Origin of the sequence: Paraburkholderia sp. EG287B, from assembly GCF_040965595.1 — a bacterium.
Lineage (GTDB): Bacteria > Pseudomonadota > Gammaproteobacteria > Burkholderiales > Burkholderiaceae > Paraburkholderia.
Genome location: NZ_JBFRCG010000009.1, coordinates 63,962 through 80,723 on the forward strand (window position 1 = coordinate 63,962; position 16,762 = coordinate 80,723).

Sequence of the window (16,762 nt, forward strand, 5' to 3'; positions counted from 1 at the left end):
CTGGCAGTGCGAAGTCATCGGGCACTTGCGCGCTCATTCGGGGCGGCCGGCGAGCATGCGCTTGACGGTGTACGAGAGCACGAGTTCGTCGCGCTGGTTGAGCACTTCCACGCGGCTCGTGACCACGGCGCGATTGTGCTTCGAGGTGGGCTTCACTTCCTCGACTTCCACCACGCCGTAGATCGTGTCGTTGACGAGCACCGGCGCGTGCGCCTTCATCGAGAACTCGAGCATGGCGAGCCCGGTGCCTTGCACCATGGTCTGGAACAGCAGGCCTTCGATCAGGCCGCTCGTGAGCGCGCCCGGCACGGGGCGCCCGCTCATGGCGCCGTGCTCGAAATGCGCGTCGATGAAGATCGCCTCCAGCATGCCGGTCGCCGAAATGAAATTGACCAGGTCGGTCTCCGTGACCGTGCGCCGGAACGTGCGAAAGCGCTGACCTGCTTGCAGCTCCTGCCAGTAGAAACCGCGTCCGAGCAGTTGGGCGTCCTCGTGTGTCGTCATGCCTGTCTTCCTCCGGTGTGGGATGGCGCGCTGCGCCGGTATCGTGTTCCGATTCTAGAATCGAGTTTCGATATCGGCAACACGGTTCGAATATCGGAACAGCCTGGTCGACCGATGATGCGCCGGTAACTTTCTGTTTATAAAGAATAATTAGTCGAATTTTGGACGCTTAGAGGGTATACGCCAGGCACGCGCCTCGTTCGATATTCAGAATCCGATGCTACATTCGGAACCCGAGACCGGCACCGCCGGCCCGGCAGCCAGAACGATTCGAATAAACCTGAAAACAGGATTCAAGGAGACAAGCTGGATGAACGCCAACCCCGAGATCGCGCAGGCAGGCGCGGCGGCCGAAGCGGCGCCGCGACGCACGGCCAGCGTCATATTCGCCGGCAGCGTCGGCAACGTGGTGGAGTGGTTCGACTGGTCGGTGTATACGACCTTTGCGATCTACTTCAGCAAGCAATTCTTTCCCGCCGAGAACGACACCGCCTCGCTGCTCGCAACCTTCGCCGTGTTCGCCGTGGGCTTTTTCATGCGGCCGCTGGGCGGCTGGGTGATCGGCGGCTTCTCCGACCGCTTCGGGCGGCGCGCCGCGCTCACGCTCACCATCATGATGATGGCGGGTTCCTCGCTGCTGATTTCCGTGCTGCCCACCTACGCGACGATCGGCGTGCTTGCGCCCGTGCTCATGACGGTGCTGCGCATGGTGCAGGGCCTCTCGGTCGGCGGCGAATACGGCGCAGCCACCACTTTCCTCGCGGAATCCGCGCCAGCGAAGCGTCGCGGGCTGTATGGCAGCTTCCTGTTTTTCAGCATCGCGGCCGGCCTGCTGCTCGCTTCCGCGCTCGCCAGCGTGATGACGAACGTGATGTCGAAGGAAGCGCTCGTGACGTGGGGCTGGCGCGTTCCGTTCTTCATTGGCGGTTGCGGTTCGCTCGCAGGCTTCTGGATGCGCCGCAACGTGGGCGAAACGCACGCGTTCGAGCAACTGCGCCGTTCGGGCCGTATCGAGCGCCGCTCGCTGTGGTGGACGTGGACGCAACATCGCACGGCCGTGCTGCGCCTCGTGGGCATCAGCGTGCTGGGTGCGTTCAGCTTCTATCTCTTCATCAGCTTCATGCCGATCTACGCGATCCGCCACGCGGGCGCGACGCCGGCCGACGCCTTTCTGGCCAGCACGCTGAGCATTGCCATCTTCATGATTGCGCAGCCGTTCTTCGGCGCGTTGTCGGATCGCTTCGGGCGGCGTCCGCAGTTGATGGTGTTCGCGACGGCGTATCTCGTGTTCCTTTATCCGGTGGTGCGCTCGATCGGGCCCAGCGTGACGTCGATGCTGCTCGTCGAATGCTTCGGGCTGCTCACTTATGGACTCTATTCGGCCATTGCGCCCGCGATCATGGCCGAGTTGTTCTCGACCGCGGTGCGGGGCATCGGCATCGGCGCGGCGTACAACCTCGTGGTCGCCTTGCTCGGCGGCACGACACCGTATCTCATGACATGGCTGCAATCGCAGCAGCGCGAGGGCTGGTTTCTCGCCTACGTGTGCGCGGGCGCGGCCGTGAGCCTTATCGCTTACTGGCGCATGCCCGAGACTGCGGGCAAGCCGCTCGACTGAGCATGGCGTACGCGCAGCGCCCGAACGTGCAGTTTCGCAATCCAGGCAGAGGTCATTTCACATGCAGCAGCAGACGAGAGCAGCATCGGCATCGCAGTCAACGAAAGCGCAGGCACGACAACAGGCACAGCAAGGCGGCCAGCGCGGCCGGCCGCTCGAAGGCATACGGGTGCTCGATCTTTCCCGCGTGCTGGCAGGGCCGTGGTGCACGCAGAATCTCGCCGATCTCGGCGCGCAGGTGATCAAGATCGAACGGCCCGGCCCGGGTGACGAAACGCGTTCGTGGGGGCCGCCCTACCTGCGCGACGAAGCGGGCCGCGACACCGTGGAGAGCGCGTATTACCAGTGCGCGAACCGCGGCAAGCTGTCGATGGCCGTGGACATCGCCGCGCCCGAAGGCGCCGCGCTGATCCGCGAACTGGCGCGTCAGTGCGACGTGCTGGTGGAGAACTTCAAGGTGGGCGGCCTGAAGAAGTATGGGCTCGATTACGCAAGCCTCGCGGCGCTCAATCCCGCGCTCATCTACTGCTCGGTCACGGGCTTCGGGCAGAGCGGGCCGCTCGCGCATCGAGCTGGATACGACTTCCTCATTCAGGGCATGGGCGGCCTCATGAGCGTGACGGGCGAGCCCGACGAAACGCCCGGCGGCGGCCCGCAGAAAGTCGGCGTGGCGGTCACGGACCTGATGGCCGGCATGTACGCGACGACGGGCGTGCTCGCCGCCGTGATCGAGCGGCAGCGCAGCGGCCTCGGCCAGCACATCGACATTGCGCTGCTCGACTGCCAGCTGGCGATGCTCGCGAACCAGTCGATGAATTATCTCTGCACGGGCGAGGCACCGCGGCGCCTGGGCAACGCGCATCCCAACGTCGTGCCGTACCAGACCTTCGCGGCCAGCGACGGCCATCTGATTCTCGCGTGCGGCAACGATAGCCAGTTCCGGTCGCTGTGCGGCGCGATGGAGTTGAACGCACTCGCAGCGGACCCGCGCTTCGCGACCAACAGCGCACGCAGCGTGAATCGCGCTCTGTTGCTGCCGGTGCTCGAAAAGGCGTTTCGCACGCGCACACGCGACGCGTGGATCGACGCACTCGAAGCGTGCGGCGTGCCGTGCGGGCCGATCAACGATGTCGCGCAGGCGTTCGGCTCCGAGCATGCGCGTGCGCGTGAATCCGTGCGCCGCATTGCGCATCCGCTGGCGGGCACATCGCCGAGTGTGGCGAGCCCGCTGCGCCTGTCGGCGACGCCCGTGCAATACGAGGTGCCGCCGCCCCTTCTCGGCGAGCACACGCGTGAACTGCTCGACGATCTGCTCGGGCTCGACGCCGCGCGCATCGATGCGCTGTGCGCGAGCGGGGCGATCGGCGCGAACGCGAGCGTGCGCACGCGCGGCGCGCATGAGGAGGCGGTTTGAGCAGAGGTAAGCCACACCGTCGCGGCCGGTCCGCATCACTTTCGGGAGCAGGGCGGCATGTATAATTTTTCGCACCGTTCAACCGTCGATCGATCCATGGCGCACCTCCCCGAAGACCGCGAAGCGGGCACCGAATCCACCGCATCGCCCGGGCCGCGCGCGACCACGCGCATCGTGCAGGTGCTGCGCATTCTTGCCGACCATCCGCAAGGCGCCACGCTCACCGAACTCGCGGACCTCAGCGCCACGCCCAAAACGAGCCTGCTCGCGCTGCTGCGCGCGCTCACGCACGCGCACTATCTCACGCATGACGGCGGCAAGTACGCGCTCGGCGTGGAAGCATTCAAGCTCGGCGCGGCCATCGTCGCGCAGCGGCGCTTTCCCGAGATCGCGCGCCCCGTGATGGAGCGCCTCGCGCTCGAAGCGGGCGAAACGATCCTGATCGGTCAACTCGCGAGCGACCGGCCTTCCATGGTCTATGTGATGTCGGCGGAGAGCCGCAGCGCGATCCGCTTCATCGCGGGCATTGGCGAGCGGCGCGAACTCTTTTCCTCCTCGGGCGGACGCGTGCTGCTGGCCGCGATGAGCGAGGCGCAGCAAACCGAGTATTTCCGCACGGCCGAACTGCGCGCCCACACGCCCGCCACGCGCACGCAAAAGCGCGAGTTGAAGGCGCTTCTCAAGGAAGTGGCCGAGACCGGCGTGGCCGCCACGGTCGAGCAGAGTTCCGCCGACGTGGTGGGCTTTGCCGCGCCGATCCGCGACGAGTCGGGCGCGGTGATCGCCGCGCTCGTGATGGGCACGCCGGTCAGCCGCGGCGTGCCGGGCATGGAGCGCTTCAAGACGCTGATCGCGCGTGGCGCCGCGGAGGTGTCGGCGCTGCTTGGCTATGCGGGGCCCACTACGCTGGCGTTTTCGAAGCCGCAGAGATAACCCGCCTCGCTTGACCGCACACTGGCTTGGCGCTGGCTGCCTGACCCGAGCCACAGAAACCCGGCGGCCAGCAAGGAACTGACTTCCGCGCTGCGCCAGAACACCGAAAACGCCGTCCAGGGCGAGTGGCTTGCCGCAAGCGCTTCGGAAGTGGCGGCGCAATCCTGTGAACACCTCCCCTTAAACCCGGCTTTTCGAGCGATTAACCGGGAGGGGGTTGCCTGACAATCTCTAGAAACGCGGGGTGGGCTCGCACTTTCTCGAGGCAGATATGTCAAGCAGCATTACGATCACGGACGAACTGGTGGCTGAAATCGCGGAACGGATGGCCGACGAGGGCCAGAAGGTTTCTCCCATGGCCATCTGGTCCGAAGTTCATACCGGCTCGGTGGTCGCAGTGGCTGCCTCGCTGCGCAAGTGGCGCGAAGAGCGGGCGCCGCGCGTGCAGCAGGTCGTCGAGCGCCCCGCGTTGCCGGAAACCGTGACGGACACGATGCGCGACGCGCTCGACCGTCTGTGGACGTCGGCGCAGGACGAGGCCGAGCGCGCCGTGGCGCGCCGCCTGCTGTCGATGCGCGAGCGCGTCGAGGACGCATGCAACGAACGCGACAACGCGCTCGAAGAGCTGCAGAGCACGGTCCAGGAACTCGACGCCCTGCAGGTTCAGCTGGATAACATGACGCGCGCCTACGAGACCAGGCCCAATGACGGGCCGGCTCTCGAGGAAGACATCGCGAGCGCGATCGAGCGCGCCGATGCAGCGGAAAAGCGCGCCGAGGAACTGGCCGAGCGCGTTTCGGCCCTCGAGGCGGAACTGGCGCGCGCGGTCGCCGAACTGGCCGCCGAGCGCGAAGCGCACGCTGCCCAGGCCGCGGAAGCCGAAGCCGCTGCGGCAGCCGCGCAGGAAAGCGAGCAGGCCGAACCGGCAGCCTCGACGGAGAATGACGAAGCGGAGCGCGCAGCGCTGGAAACGGCTCACGCGGAAGCGGTTGCGAAGCTCGAGGGCGAACTGGAAGCGATTCGCGCGGCGCTGCAAGCCGAGCAGGAAGCGCACGCGGCCCAGCGCGAACAGGTCGCCGGTGCCCAGGCCGAGCGCGATGCCGCCGCCACCGAACTGCAGAATGCCCAGCAGCAGCTCGCCAGCCTGAGCGACGAGCGCACGGCCGACGCCTCCGAGATCGCCCGTCTCACGGCGAGCCTGACCGAGGCGCAGGAGCGCGCCGACGCCGCGCAGCAGCAGGCGACCGAACTCGCCGAACTGGGCGAATTCGCCAAGGCCGCGGCGTCGAGCGAAGCCGCCGAGGGCGCAGCCGAGGCACAGCCTGCGGCCGCCGATCCGGAAGAAATCGAGACGCTGAAGGCCCAGCTTGCCAGCGAGACGGCCAAGCACGCCGCCGCGATTACCGATGCGCGCGAGAACATCAAGCGCTGGTCCGAGTACGCGAACGGACTGAAGCAGCAACTGGCCCAGGCCAACGAAAAGGCGATTGTGGGTCTGGCCCGCAGCGCCGGCGAAGCCTCGCTGAGCCGCCGCCTCGCCGCCGAGCTGGGCCAGGTCGTGCCCGAGCATGAACTGCTGCGCAAGGAGTCCCAGCAGCAAGTGGTCGTCGAAGCGGTCAGCGCTCATCTCGAGCAGCAGGGCTACGCCTACGACGCCAAGACCGGCATGGTGACGAAGCTGAGCACCGAAAACGCGCCGGCCTGAGCGCACCAAAGACCGTCTGTTTGATGGCGCATCGCGAATGCGGTGCGCCGTGCCGTTTCTCCATGCCCGCTGCCTCAGTGCAGCGGTTTTTTTTGCCCCTGCTCGCCGGACCCGTCGATTGCGCGTGTGCAGGCATCGGGACAAATGCCGACTTCCAGCCAGCCGAACGCCCGCTTTCCCGAAAACGAATTGTTGGCCTCGTGCGCCTGAACCACACTGGCACCTGTCCAGTGGCGCGCCTATGCGAATCAGGCGCCGCCGCGCAGCACACTCCAAAGCACACAAAAGCCCCCAAGGGCAAAGGAGGAGACATGACGCGAATCAAGACGCAGCACGGGAGCATCGGCAGTCCGGGACGCGGACGGCCCGCGCCGACGAACCTGCGCGGCGCGCTGGCGGCAGCGCTGGCCATCGCACTCGCGCCGTCGTTCGCGCACGCCACGGAGTGGCGCGTGGGCGTGGAACTGCCGCTCACCGGCGCGCTCGCGCAGGCGGGCACCGAAATGTACCGCGGCATTCAGGTGGCGGCCGACATCTACAACCGGCGCCATCCGCAGGACAAGATCACGCTGGTGGCCGTCGACGACGAATCGAACCCGGCCAAGGCCGTCGCCGCCGTCGAGCAGCTCGCCTCGCAGCACGTGGTCGCGATCGCGGGCGCGGCCAATTCGAACTGCGCCGGGCCGGCATCGGAAGCCGCGAACAAGGCCGGGCTCGTCTACGTGACCTCGGGCGGCACCAGCGACGACATGGTCACGCGCGGCCTGAAGAACTTCTTTCGCGTGAGCAACACGCCCGGCTACACGAAGGGCATGGTGGGCCTCTTCAACACGCTGGGCGTGAAGTCGGTGGCGATCGTCTATTCGACGAAGGATGCGACGAGCGACCTCGCGAAGCAGCTCGACACGGCGCTCAAGGCGCAAGGCGTGAAGACCTTCCTGCATGCCTACGATCCCTCGATCAGCGACTTCAAGCCGCTCATCAACAAGGTCAAGCTGCAGGACAAGCCCGACGCCATGGCGATGATCGGCTACGAGAACGACTACGTGGGCATTCTGCGGGCCTCGCGCGTGCTCAAGCCCGAGCTGAAGGCGATAGCGGCGCCATGGGCGTTCGCGAGCCCGAAGATGGCGCAGTCGTTCCCCGACCTCGTGCCGAATGTGTATGGCGCGACCGTGCTCTCCTCGCCGGCTGACTACCGCTCGGCGGACCAGCGCGACTTCTCCGATACGTACCAGCGGCTCTTCAAGACCGGCTCGAACTATCAGTCGCAGACGTCGTTCGTCTACGCGCAACTGCTGTTCGACGCGATCGCGAGTGCGCAGAAGGCGGGCACGCTCGACAAGGGCGGTCTGGCCGACACGCTGCGCGCCACCCGGCGCGACGACACGTTCATTGGCAAGGTGGCGTTCGACGCTCGCGGCGACAACGCGAACTACGTGGCGCACATGGGCCAGTTCGCGCACGACGGCAAGCTCGCGCTCGTGTGGCCCGCGACCTACGCGACGGCGAAGCCGGTGTATCCGGGCGTGCCGTGGTGACAAAAACATAGAACAACGAAACAGGGCGAGCACCGCATCTGAACGGTGCCGCTTCCTATTACCGAGACTCAGGTTTGGAGGTTCGATGGACCGCTTCGCGACTCGCAGCAAGCCGCGCGCCCTCGTGCGTGCTCTCTTTCGCATCGGCGCGGGCGCCGCAAGCGCCTGCGCGCTGCTCGCCCACACGCCCGCCGCATTTGCCGACACGCTGCCCGTGGGGGTGGAGTTGCCGCTCACCGGTTCGATGGCGCGTGCAGGCAACGCGCAGCTCGAAGGCATCCGGCTCGCCGCCGATCTCTTCAACAACGGTAGCGGCAAACATAAGGTCGCGCTCACCGTGGTCGACGACGAGGCGCAGCCCGCCAAGGCCGTATCGGCGGTGGAGAAGCTCGCTTCGCAAGGCGTGCTCGCCATTACGGGCGGCTACGGCTCCAATTCGGTGAGCCCGGCTTCGGAAGCGGCGGACAAGGCGGGCATCGTCTATATCACCTCGGGGGCCGTGGACAGCGCGATGACTACGCGCGGCCTCAAGCACTTTTTCCGCATCGGGCCCGCATCGGGCTATTCGAAGGCCGTGGTGGGGCAGTTGAACGCCATGGGCGTGAAGTCGGTTTCGATTCTCGCCTCGACGAAGCAGGCCACCACCGACCTCAGCAACGAAGTCTCGACGCAACTGCGCGCGCAGGGCGTGACAGTGACGGTGCACGCATTCGACCCGGCGATGACGGACTTCAAGCCGCTCGTGAACAAGGTGCGCTTGCAGGACAAACCCGAAGTCCTGCTGATGATCGCGTACGAGAACGACTATATCGGCATTCTGCGCGCGGCCAAGGTGCTGCGCCCGCAACTGAAAGCCGTGATGGGCGCGTGGTCGATCGTCACGCCGAAGATGACCACCGACTATCCCGATCTCGTGAACAACGTGATCGGCTGCGCGATGCTGCCGTATCCCGCGGACTTCGGCACGGCCGACGGCAAGGCCTTCGTGCAGGCGTACCAGGCCGCCTATCACAAGGAACCCGATTACCTGGCCGAATTCGCCTACGTGCAGTCGCGGCTGCTGTTCGACGCCATGGCGCGCGCCGCCGACGCAGGCACGCTCAAGCAGGACGGCATTGCCGCCGAACTGCGCGCGAAGCCGCACGACACGCTGATCGGCAAGGTGAGCTTCGCGCCGAACGGCGACAACCCCGCGTTCCTGAACAACATGGCGCAGATCCAGGGCAATCGCATCGTGCTCGTGTGGCCGAAAGAGCGTGCGACGGGCAAGCTGAACTACCCCGCGCTGCCTTGGTAATTGCGCGCGCAACGAAGGAGGAGCCGCGATGACGGACCTGTTGCTGCAATCGCTGTATTCGGGCGTGCTCGTGGGCGGTGCCTACGCGCTCGTCGCGCTGGGGCTCGCGCTGGTGTTCGGCTCGATGCGCATCATCAATCTCGCCCACGGCGAGCTGGTGCTGCTTGCCGCCTATATCGCCTACACGTTCGAGACGAAGCTCGGCCTCAATCCCGTGTTCGCGATTCCGGTGGCGATTCCGGTGGTCTGCGCGGCCGCCGCCGCCGCGTGGTATCTGGTTAGCCGCATCAAACGCGACCGCGAGCTGAACTCGCTGATCCTGACCTACGGTATCGGCATCGTGCTGACCAACGCCGTGCTGCTGGGTTGGGGCGCCGACGTGCGCTCGACCGGCAGCGCATGGCTGCAGGACAGCGTGATGCTCGGCAACCTGCTTTCCATGCGCAGCGAAGTGCTCTCGTTCGGAATCAGCGTCGTGCTGATGCTCGCGCTCTGGTGGTGGCTCTCGCGTTCGTGGTATGGCCGCGCCGTGCGTGCGATTTCCAGCAACCGCGATGCGGCGCGCCTGATGGGTATCGACCCGCGCAAGACCGAACTGATCTCGTTCATCGTGGCGGGGCTGCTCGCTTCGTGTGCGGGCGTGTCGATCTACGCGTCGAGCGCGATCCAGCCATCCATTGGCGAAGCGCTCACCGTCAAGGCGTTCATCATCACGGTGCTCGCGGGCGTGGGCTCGATTCCGGGCGTGCTGGCGGGCGCGATGCTGCTTGGCATTACCGAGGCGCTCACCGTCACGCTCGCCAGTTCGGCGTTGCAGGAACTCGCGGGCATGCTGCTGTTTCTGCTCGTGCTCTACGTGCTGCCGAACGGCTTGTTCGGTGTGGCGAAACGAAGGGGATGAGATCGATGTCGACATTGAAAACCACGACGGCCTGGTCGGGCCCGCGCCTGGCTGGGCTCGCCGTGGCGCTGGCCGTGCTGTATGCGGGCGTGCCGCTCGTGTTCGGGCAGAGCCTGTATCTGATGAGCCTGGCGGTGGCCTCGCTCACGATCGCGGGTGTGGCGCTCGCGTGGGCGCTGCTCGGTAACCTCGGCGGCATGGTGAGCTTTGGACACGCGGCGTTTTTCGGCGTGGGTTCGTATATCTCGGCGCTCCTCACGCTCAAGGCGGGCTGGCCCGTGTTTCCCGCGATGCTCGCGGGCGGCGTGGGGGCGGCAGTCGCCTCGCTCGCCATGGCGCCCGCGCTGCGCCTGAAGGGGCCGTACTTCGCGCTCGCCATCCTCGCCTATGCGCAGATCTTCCGCATCATCGCGACCGAATGGTCCGGCCTCACGGGCGGCGCGAGCGGCCTTTCCAGCATTCCGGGGCTGCCGAAGGTCGCGGGCTTCGATTTCGGCAGCAAGAGCGGCGGCTATCTCGTGGTGCTCACGCTCGTGCTCGCGTTCGCCGCGATTTATGCGCGGCTGCGCGGCAGCCATGTGGGACTCGCGCTGCGGGCGATGCACGAGTCGGAGGACGCCACGCGCGTGGTGGGCGTCAACAGCGTGATGCTCAAGCTCGCCATGCTGATGCTCTCGGCGCTGATGACGGGGCTCGTGGGCGCCTTCAACGCGCACTACATCAATTTTCTCGAACCCGATTACGCGTTCAACGCGAGCTGGGCCGTCGTGCCGATCATCGCGGCAATCTGCGGCGGCTATCGCACCATACTCGGGCCGCTGGTGGGCGCGGTGACGGTCTATCTAGTGGATCAGCTCGTGCTCAAGAGCCTGCTGCCGACGGGACACCAGATCGTGCTGGGCATCCTGCTCGTGGCGATGATGATCGTGAGCCCCGCGGGTCTGACCGCGCTGCGCTTCAAACGTACCCGGCGAGGTGTTTATGCAGCAAGCTGAACAGGCGGCGGAGCTGCGCCTGCAGGATGTCTCGATCCGCTTCGGCGGCATCACGGCGGTCAACGGTGTATCGCTCTCGCTCGGCACGCGCGACGTGGTGGGGCTGGTCGGCCCGAACGGCGCGGGCAAGACGACGCTTTTCAACGCGATTTCGGGGCTCGTGCGGCCCACGAGCGGATCGATCCGTTTCGGCGACGTGAATCTGCTGAAAGCGCCGCTTTACCGGCGCGCGCGCCTGGGCATCGGGCGCACGTTCCAGGTGCCGCAGCCCATGCACGAACTCACGGTGCGCGAGAACCTGATCGTCGCGCAACGCTTCGGTACGGGGCGGGTTGACGAGGCGCGCATCGACGAAATCCTCGCGTTCCTGGGACTCGAAGGCAAGGCGCAGCGCGACGCGGCGACGGAACTCGCGCTCACCGAACTGAAGGCGCTGGAGGTAGCGAAGGCGCTCGCGACGGGGCCGAAGCTGCTGTTGCTTGACGAAGTGCTGGGGGGCCTGGAGACGGCCACCAAGCGCCGCTTCATGCAAACGCTGCTGGCGGTGCACGAGCGATACAACGTAGGCATCCTGATCATCGAGCACGATATCGAAACCGTGATGAACCTGTGCAGGCGCGTATGCGTGCTCAATTTCGGCAAGCTGATCGCCGACGGGCCACCTGCCGAGGTGTTCCGCGATCCGGAGGTCGTGCGCAGCTATACGGGGGAGGCCGCTCATGCTTGAGGTTAGTAGCGCCCGCGCCGGCTATGGCGCGATCAATGTGTTATGGGACGTTACGCTCAATATTGCGAGCGGCGAGGTCACGACCATCGTGGGCCCGAACGGTGCGGGCAAGACTACGCTGCTGCGGGCGATCATGGGGCTCGTGCCGCTGGAGCGCGGCCAGATCACCTTCGATGGTGCGCCGCTCGCGGGCGTGCCCACGTGGGACATGGCGCAGCGCGGCATTGCGATGGTGCCCGAAGGGCGCATGATCTTCCGCGACATGTCGATCGAGGAGAACCTGATGCTGGGCGCGTTTGCGAAAACGCGTCGCGCTGGGGCGAAATCGCAGCTCGAGGAGGTCTATGCACTGTTTCCGCTGCTCAAGGAGCGGCGCGGGCTGCCTGCGGGCACGCTATCAGGCGGGCAGGCGCAGATGCTGGCGCTTGGGCGCGGGCTCATGTCTTCGCCGCAGCTCATGCTGATCGACGAGCCTTCGCTTGGGCTTGCGCCTGTGATGGTGCAGGAAGTGTTTGCGATTCTTGATCGGCTCAAGGTTGCCGGGCGGACTATTGTGCTCGTGGAGCAAAATACTAATATGGCGCTGCGGCTTGCTGACCAGGTTTATCTTATGCAGGGCGGGAAGGTTACGTTTGCTGCGCGCGCTAAGGATGTGAATGTGGATGAGCTTCACGATATGTATTTTGCGCGTTAGGTTTTTTTTGTTTTCGGTCTTGGCTGTTTTCGCGGTTTCTTGTTTTTGCGTCGGTATGCAGGCGTTGCCCCTGTGCGGGGCGGCACCTACTTTCTTTGCGGCGGCAAAGAAAGTAGGCAAAGAAAGCCGCTCAAACCGCGAGCGCCTGCCACAGTTCACATCTGGCCGTAAATGGTGAATGGCTCCGGAGCGTCTGTCACCTCGCACCACCAAAGTCAGTGACAAAGCAATCATTCATCCCGCTGCTCGCTACGCGCGCTGCGGTTGGGTCTGCAAGGGAAAGCGGGTGGCACGCGTGAGCATTCGCGAGAACTCATGTACCCCATCGGTGTTTGGTTATGCCCTTCGGCGCGCGTAGCGCCGCCGGAAGGATGAGCGCCTTGTCACTACCTTTGAAGGTGCGGGGTGACAGACGCTCCGGAGCCATTCACCATTAATGGCGAGATGTGAACTGTGGCAGGCGCTGGCGGTTTGAGCGGCTTTCTTTGCCTACTTTCTTTGCCGCCGCAAAGAAAGTAGGTGCCGCCCCGCACAGGGGCAACGCCTGCACACCGACGCGAAAACAAGGAAAGGCCAAAACGGCCAGAAACCACGGCCAAAGCCCAGGAAAACCTCAAACGCACTAGCGGCTCAAACCGCGCCAGAATCGAGACAGTTCTCATCACTCCACCCATAAAGCCACTGCAGCGAGTCATAAAACTGCTCCTGGCTGCGCCCCACCCACATCGCATTGCGCACGAGCCGATCCACGCCCTTGGCGTGATAAATACGCCCCATCTCACGCGCAGAGTAAAGCACACGCGCCGTCCGCGGAATACGCGCCGCCTCATACCGCTTGAACGCCTCGACGAAATCGCCATCCGCAGCCTTGACGGCAACGCCCAGCGTGACCGCATCCTCTAGCGCCTGGCAAGCGCCCTGCGCCACATACTGCGTCATCGGGTGCGCAGCATCGCCGAGTATCGTCGCACGCCCGAAGCTCCATTGCTCGACCGGATCGCGGTCGGCCGTGGCCCAGCGCTTCCACGACGTCGGGCGGTCGAGCATCTGCCGCGGCAACGCGTCGACTCCTTCGAAGTACGAAAGGACTTCTTCCTTGCTGCCGTCGCGCACGCCCCAGACTTCCTGCTCCCGGCTATGAAAGGTCACGACGAGGTTGTACTGCCGGCCGCCGCGCAGCGGATAGTGCACGAGGTGGCAGTGCGGCCCCGCCCACACCACGGGCGCGTTGATCTGCAGATCCTTCGGCATGTTCTCCACGTCGACCACGGCGCGGTAGACCACGTGGCCCGTCACGCGCGGTTCGTCGCCGATCAGCGCCGCGCGCACCGCGGACTTCACGCCGTCGCAGCCGATCACGGCGTCGGCGCTGTAGCGCTCGCCATGCTGGTCGATCACGGTTACGCCGTGCTCGTTCTGTTCGAGCGACTTGATCTGCGTGTCGGTGCGGAACTGGATGAGCGGATTGTCCTTCACCGCTTCGAGAATCGACAGATGAATGTCCGCGCGATGAATCACGCCATATGGATTGCCAAAGCGCTCGCGAAAGCGCTCGCTCGTTTCGATGCGCGCGACGGGCTTCGCGTTGGTCGCGTCCATGAGCGTGAGCGAGTCCGTGAACACGGCGCGATTGCGCGCCGCCTCGCCCGCGCCGAGCGCGTCGAGCGCCGTGAACGCATTGGGGCCGAGCTGGATGCCCGCGCCGATCTCGCCGATCTGCGGGGCCTGTTCGAGCAGCAGCACGCGGACGTCGGCCCGCGCGAGCGCAAGCGCCGCGGCAAGGCCGCCGATGCCGCCGCCCACCACGATCGCGCTGCGTCTGGCGTTGGATGATTGCATGTCTTGTCTCCTGAATGACTTGTTTGAGGCCCGCGGCGCGCGGCTAGGCGGTGTAATCGGGCTGACGCCGTGGCTCGGCCGCTGCGAATGCGGGATGCTCGCAGGCGTGCCGGTAGACAGCCATGCTGCGCGGGTAAGCGGACAAATCGCAGTCCATGCGCAACGCGTTGGCGATCTGCGGCACGAGGCAGCAGTCGGCCAGCGTGGGCGCCGCGCCGAAGCACCACGGTCCATCGTGCGACCCGGCGGCCTGCGCGAGCAGACGCTCCACGCCTGCCATGCCTTGCGCGACCCAGTGCCGATACCACACGCTCTTCTGCTCCGGCGTCACGCCCAGCACATCCTGCAGATACTTGAGCACGCGCAGGTTGTTGACGGGATGCATGTCGCAGCCGATCAGGTACGCGAGTTCGAGCACGCGCGCACGCGCTTGCGGCTCCGCTGGAATCAGACGCGGCTCGGGATAGCGCGCATCGAGCCAGTCGATGATGGCGAGCGACTGGCCCAGATGGAAGTCGCCTTCGACGATCGCGGGCACCGTTGCCGAAGCGTTGATGTGCTCGACGTACTGCGGCGCGCGATGCTCGCCGGTGCGGATGTTGACGCCGAGATACTCATGTTCGACGCCCTTGAGCCGCAACGCGATGCGCACGCGGTACGAAGTCGAGCTATTGAAGAAGCTGTAGAGCTGCACGATGGACTTTCCTGTAGAACGGATGCAGCTCAAACCACCTTCACGGTCAGCTCGCCCAGGCGCTCGACGCCCACCTTCATGGTGTCGCCGGCCTTCACGGGGCCCACGCCTTCGGGCGTGCCGGTGAAGATCACGTCGCCCGGTTCGAGGCGGAAGAACTTCGAGAGATACGAAACCGTTTCGGCCACTGACCAGATGAGGTGCGAGACGTCGCTCTTCTGCTTCGTTTCGCCGTTGACGGTGAGCCACAGGCCTGCTTTCTCGAAGTGGCCGGCTTCGCTCGCCGGATGCACCGGGCCCACCGGCGCGGAAAGATCGAACGCCTTGCCGATCTCCCAGGGGCGGCCCATTTCACGCATCTTCATCTGCAGGTCGCGGCGCGTCATGTCGAGACCCACGGCGTAGCCCCACACGTGCGAGAGCGCGTGTTCCCCGGCGATGTCCGAGCCCGCCTTGCCGATCACCGCCACGAGTTCGGCTTCGTAGTGGTAGTTCTGCGTTTGCGCCGGATACGGCAGTTCGAGCGTTTCGCCGTAGGCGACCGGCACGATGGCGTTATCGGGCTTGCAGAAGAAGAAGGGCGGCTCGCGATCCGGGTCGAAGCCCATTTCGCGCGCATGCGCGGCGTAATTGCGGCCCACGCAGTACACGCGGCGCACGGCGAACTGATCGGTCGAGCCGGCGACGGCAAGGGCGACAGGCGCCTCGGGCTGGAAAACGAATGCCATGATGGTTGCTCTTTGAGAGAGTGAACAGATTGATAGGGATGCCGAAGCAAGCTGCGCGCGCGTATCGAGGCGGACGCGCGCTCGCCGTCGAAGCGTTAGCCGATGCGTTCTTCGCGCAGCAGATTGAGCGCGGCGAGCACGGGGCGATCGGAGTAGCTGAAGAGCACCGCGTCACTTTCAGCTTCGAGTTGGACCGGCACCCACGAGGGCGCGACGAACACGTCGTGCGGGTCGAACGTGAAGCGTTCCTCGCCGATGCGCACCGCGCCGCTGCCTTCCACCACGCAATAGACGGTCGAATCGGTGCTGCGGTAGGTCTTGCCCTTGAAGCCCTTCGGCAGGAACTGCATGAAGGTCGCCATGGTGGGCATGGGCCAGCCGCCCGTGGCCGGATTCACGTAGCGCAGCTTGACGCCGTCCCAGCCGTCGAGTTCGCCACCGCGGTAGAGCGTGTCGAGCGCTTCGCGGCTGCGCGCATACGGGTAGCTGAAGATCGGCGAGGTCGGATCGCTCACCGTATGGCGTACCGGCAGCATGTTGTGGCCGAAGCGCGCGAAACTATCGCCCTCGGTGCGCGCAATGGGCTGCGTGGCCTCGGGGTAGTTCTCGGCGAAGCCCGCGTCGAGATGCGCGATGAGCGGAATGTCCAGACCGTCGAGCCACACCACGGACTCGCCGCCTTCCTCGACGGACGGGTTGCCGTGATCGTGCCAGGTCCACGAGGGCGTGATGATGAAGTCGCCGGGGTGCATGGTGGTGCGCTCGCCGTTCACGGCCGTCCACGCGCCCTTGCCTTCGACGATGAAGCGCAGCGCCGACTGCGTATGGCGATGGCTCGGCGCGATCTCACCGGGCAGGATCAGCTGCAGGCCGGCATACAGATTGGGTGTGAGACTCGACTTGCCGGGCAGACCGGGATTTTCGAGCACGAGCACGCGCCGGATCGCCTCTTCGGCGCTGATGACCGAGCCCGCCTGCATGACGAGCTCGCGCAGCTGCGCGTACTTCCAGATGGCGGGCAGGGCCTGCGGACGCGGCGACTTCGGCACGAGGGCGTGCAGCGACTCCCAGAGCGGCGACATGCCGCTGCGCGCGATCTGCGCATAGTAGGCATCGCGTTCGGGCGTGGTTGTGCTGGCGGACATGCTGGACATGCGAGTCTCCTTTATTCC

At 65.6% G+C, this 16,762-nt stretch carries 15 protein-coding genes; 10 read left to right on the plus strand and 5 right to left on the minus strand.

Translation table 11 applies throughout. The annotated features are described in order from the left end of the window. Positions 1-33: 33 nt before the first annotated feature. Positions 34-504, minus strand: a complete 471-nt coding sequence (locus AB4Y40_RS17440; RefSeq protein ID WP_233888092.1) for a MaoC family dehydratase — start codon at positions 502-504, stop codon at positions 34-36. Between the two features lie 310 nt (positions 505-814). On the opposite strand from AB4Y40_RS17440, the gene AB4Y40_RS17445 reads away from it, so the two are divergent. The 10 genes from AB4Y40_RS17445 to AB4Y40_RS17490 all read left to right on the plus strand — a co-directional run bounded on the left by AB4Y40_RS17445 (position 815) and on the right by AB4Y40_RS17490 (position 12,329). Continuing rightward, complete coding sequence (locus AB4Y40_RS17445; RefSeq protein WP_368688786.1) at positions 815-2,122, plus strand: MFS transporter; 1,308 nt, start codon at positions 815-817, stop codon at positions 2,120-2,122. A gap of 61 nt (positions 2,123-2,183) precedes the next feature. Continuing rightward, the gene (locus tag AB4Y40_RS17450) at positions 2,184-3,536 is read left to right on the plus strand and encodes a CaiB/BaiF CoA transferase family protein (protein WP_368688787.1); all 1,353 of its coding nucleotides are present in this window, start codon (positions 2,184-2,186) and stop codon (positions 3,534-3,536) included. A gap of 96 nt (positions 3,537-3,632) precedes the next feature. Beyond that, on the plus strand, positions 3,633-4,469 hold the full coding sequence (locus AB4Y40_RS17455) for an IclR family transcriptional regulator (RefSeq protein ID WP_368688788.1): 837 nt from the start codon (positions 3,633-3,635) through the stop codon (positions 4,467-4,469). A gap of 271 nt (positions 4,470-4,740) precedes the next feature. Then, complete coding sequence (locus AB4Y40_RS17460) at positions 4,741-6,174, plus strand: DNA-binding protein (protein ID WP_368688789.1); 1,434 nt, start codon at positions 4,741-4,743, stop codon at positions 6,172-6,174. A gap of 311 nt (positions 6,175-6,485) precedes the next feature. Beyond that, complete coding sequence (locus AB4Y40_RS17465) at positions 6,486-7,715, plus strand: ABC transporter substrate-binding protein (RefSeq protein ID WP_368688790.1); 1,230 nt, start codon at positions 6,486-6,488, stop codon at positions 7,713-7,715. Between the two features lie 85 nt (positions 7,716-7,800). Beyond that, a complete protein-coding gene (locus AB4Y40_RS17470) occupies positions 7,801-9,012 on the plus strand; it encodes an ABC transporter substrate-binding protein (RefSeq protein ID WP_368688791.1) in 1,212 nt (403 codons plus the stop codon). 28 nt (positions 9,013-9,040) lie between these two features. Beyond that, on the plus strand, positions 9,041-9,913 hold the full coding sequence (locus AB4Y40_RS17475; protein WP_368688792.1) for a branched-chain amino acid ABC transporter permease: 873 nt from the start codon (positions 9,041-9,043) through the stop codon (positions 9,911-9,913). Between the two features lie 5 nt (positions 9,914-9,918). After that, positions 9,919-10,908, plus strand: a complete 990-nt coding sequence (locus tag AB4Y40_RS17480; protein ID WP_368688793.1) for a branched-chain amino acid ABC transporter permease — start codon at positions 9,919-9,921, stop codon at positions 10,906-10,908. Continuing rightward, on the plus strand, positions 10,895-11,635 hold the full coding sequence (locus AB4Y40_RS17485; RefSeq protein ID WP_368688794.1) for an ABC transporter ATP-binding protein: 741 nt from the start codon (positions 10,895-10,897) through the stop codon (positions 11,633-11,635). The genes AB4Y40_RS17480 and AB4Y40_RS17485 overlap by 14 nt, the downstream gene beginning before the upstream one ends. Further along, positions 11,628-12,329: an ABC transporter ATP-binding protein gene (locus tag AB4Y40_RS17490; RefSeq protein WP_368688795.1), complete on the plus strand. Its 702-nt coding sequence runs from the start codon at positions 11,628-11,630 to the stop codon at positions 12,327-12,329. Before AB4Y40_RS17485 ends, AB4Y40_RS17490 begins: the two co-directional genes overlap by 8 nt. A 630-nt stretch (positions 12,330-12,959) precedes the next feature. Here the strand turns inward: AB4Y40_RS17490 and AB4Y40_RS17495 are convergent. The 4 genes from AB4Y40_RS17495 to gtdA all read right to left on the minus strand — a co-directional run bounded on the left by AB4Y40_RS17495 (position 12,960) and on the right by gtdA (position 16,735). Further along, positions 12,960-14,168 (minus strand): 3-hydroxybenzoate 6-monooxygenase, encoded by a 1,209-nt coding sequence (locus AB4Y40_RS17495; RefSeq protein ID WP_368688796.1) that lies wholly within the window; start codon positions 14,166-14,168, stop codon positions 12,960-12,962. A gap of 43 nt (positions 14,169-14,211) precedes the next feature. Further along, the gene (gene maiA, locus AB4Y40_RS17500) at positions 14,212-14,862 is read right to left on the minus strand and encodes a maleylacetoacetate isomerase (protein WP_368688797.1); all 651 of its coding nucleotides are present in this window, start codon (positions 14,860-14,862) and stop codon (positions 14,212-14,214) included. 29 nt (positions 14,863-14,891) lie between these two features. Continuing rightward, on the minus strand, positions 14,892-15,590 hold the full coding sequence (locus AB4Y40_RS17505; protein WP_368688798.1) for a fumarylacetoacetate hydrolase family protein: 699 nt from the start codon (positions 15,588-15,590) through the stop codon (positions 14,892-14,894). A gap of 95 nt (positions 15,591-15,685) precedes the next feature. Further along, a complete protein-coding gene (gtdA, locus tag AB4Y40_RS17510) occupies positions 15,686-16,735 on the minus strand; it encodes a gentisate 1,2-dioxygenase (protein WP_368689073.1) in 1,050 nt (349 codons plus the stop codon). Between the last annotated feature and the right edge of the window lie 27 nt (positions 16,736-16,762).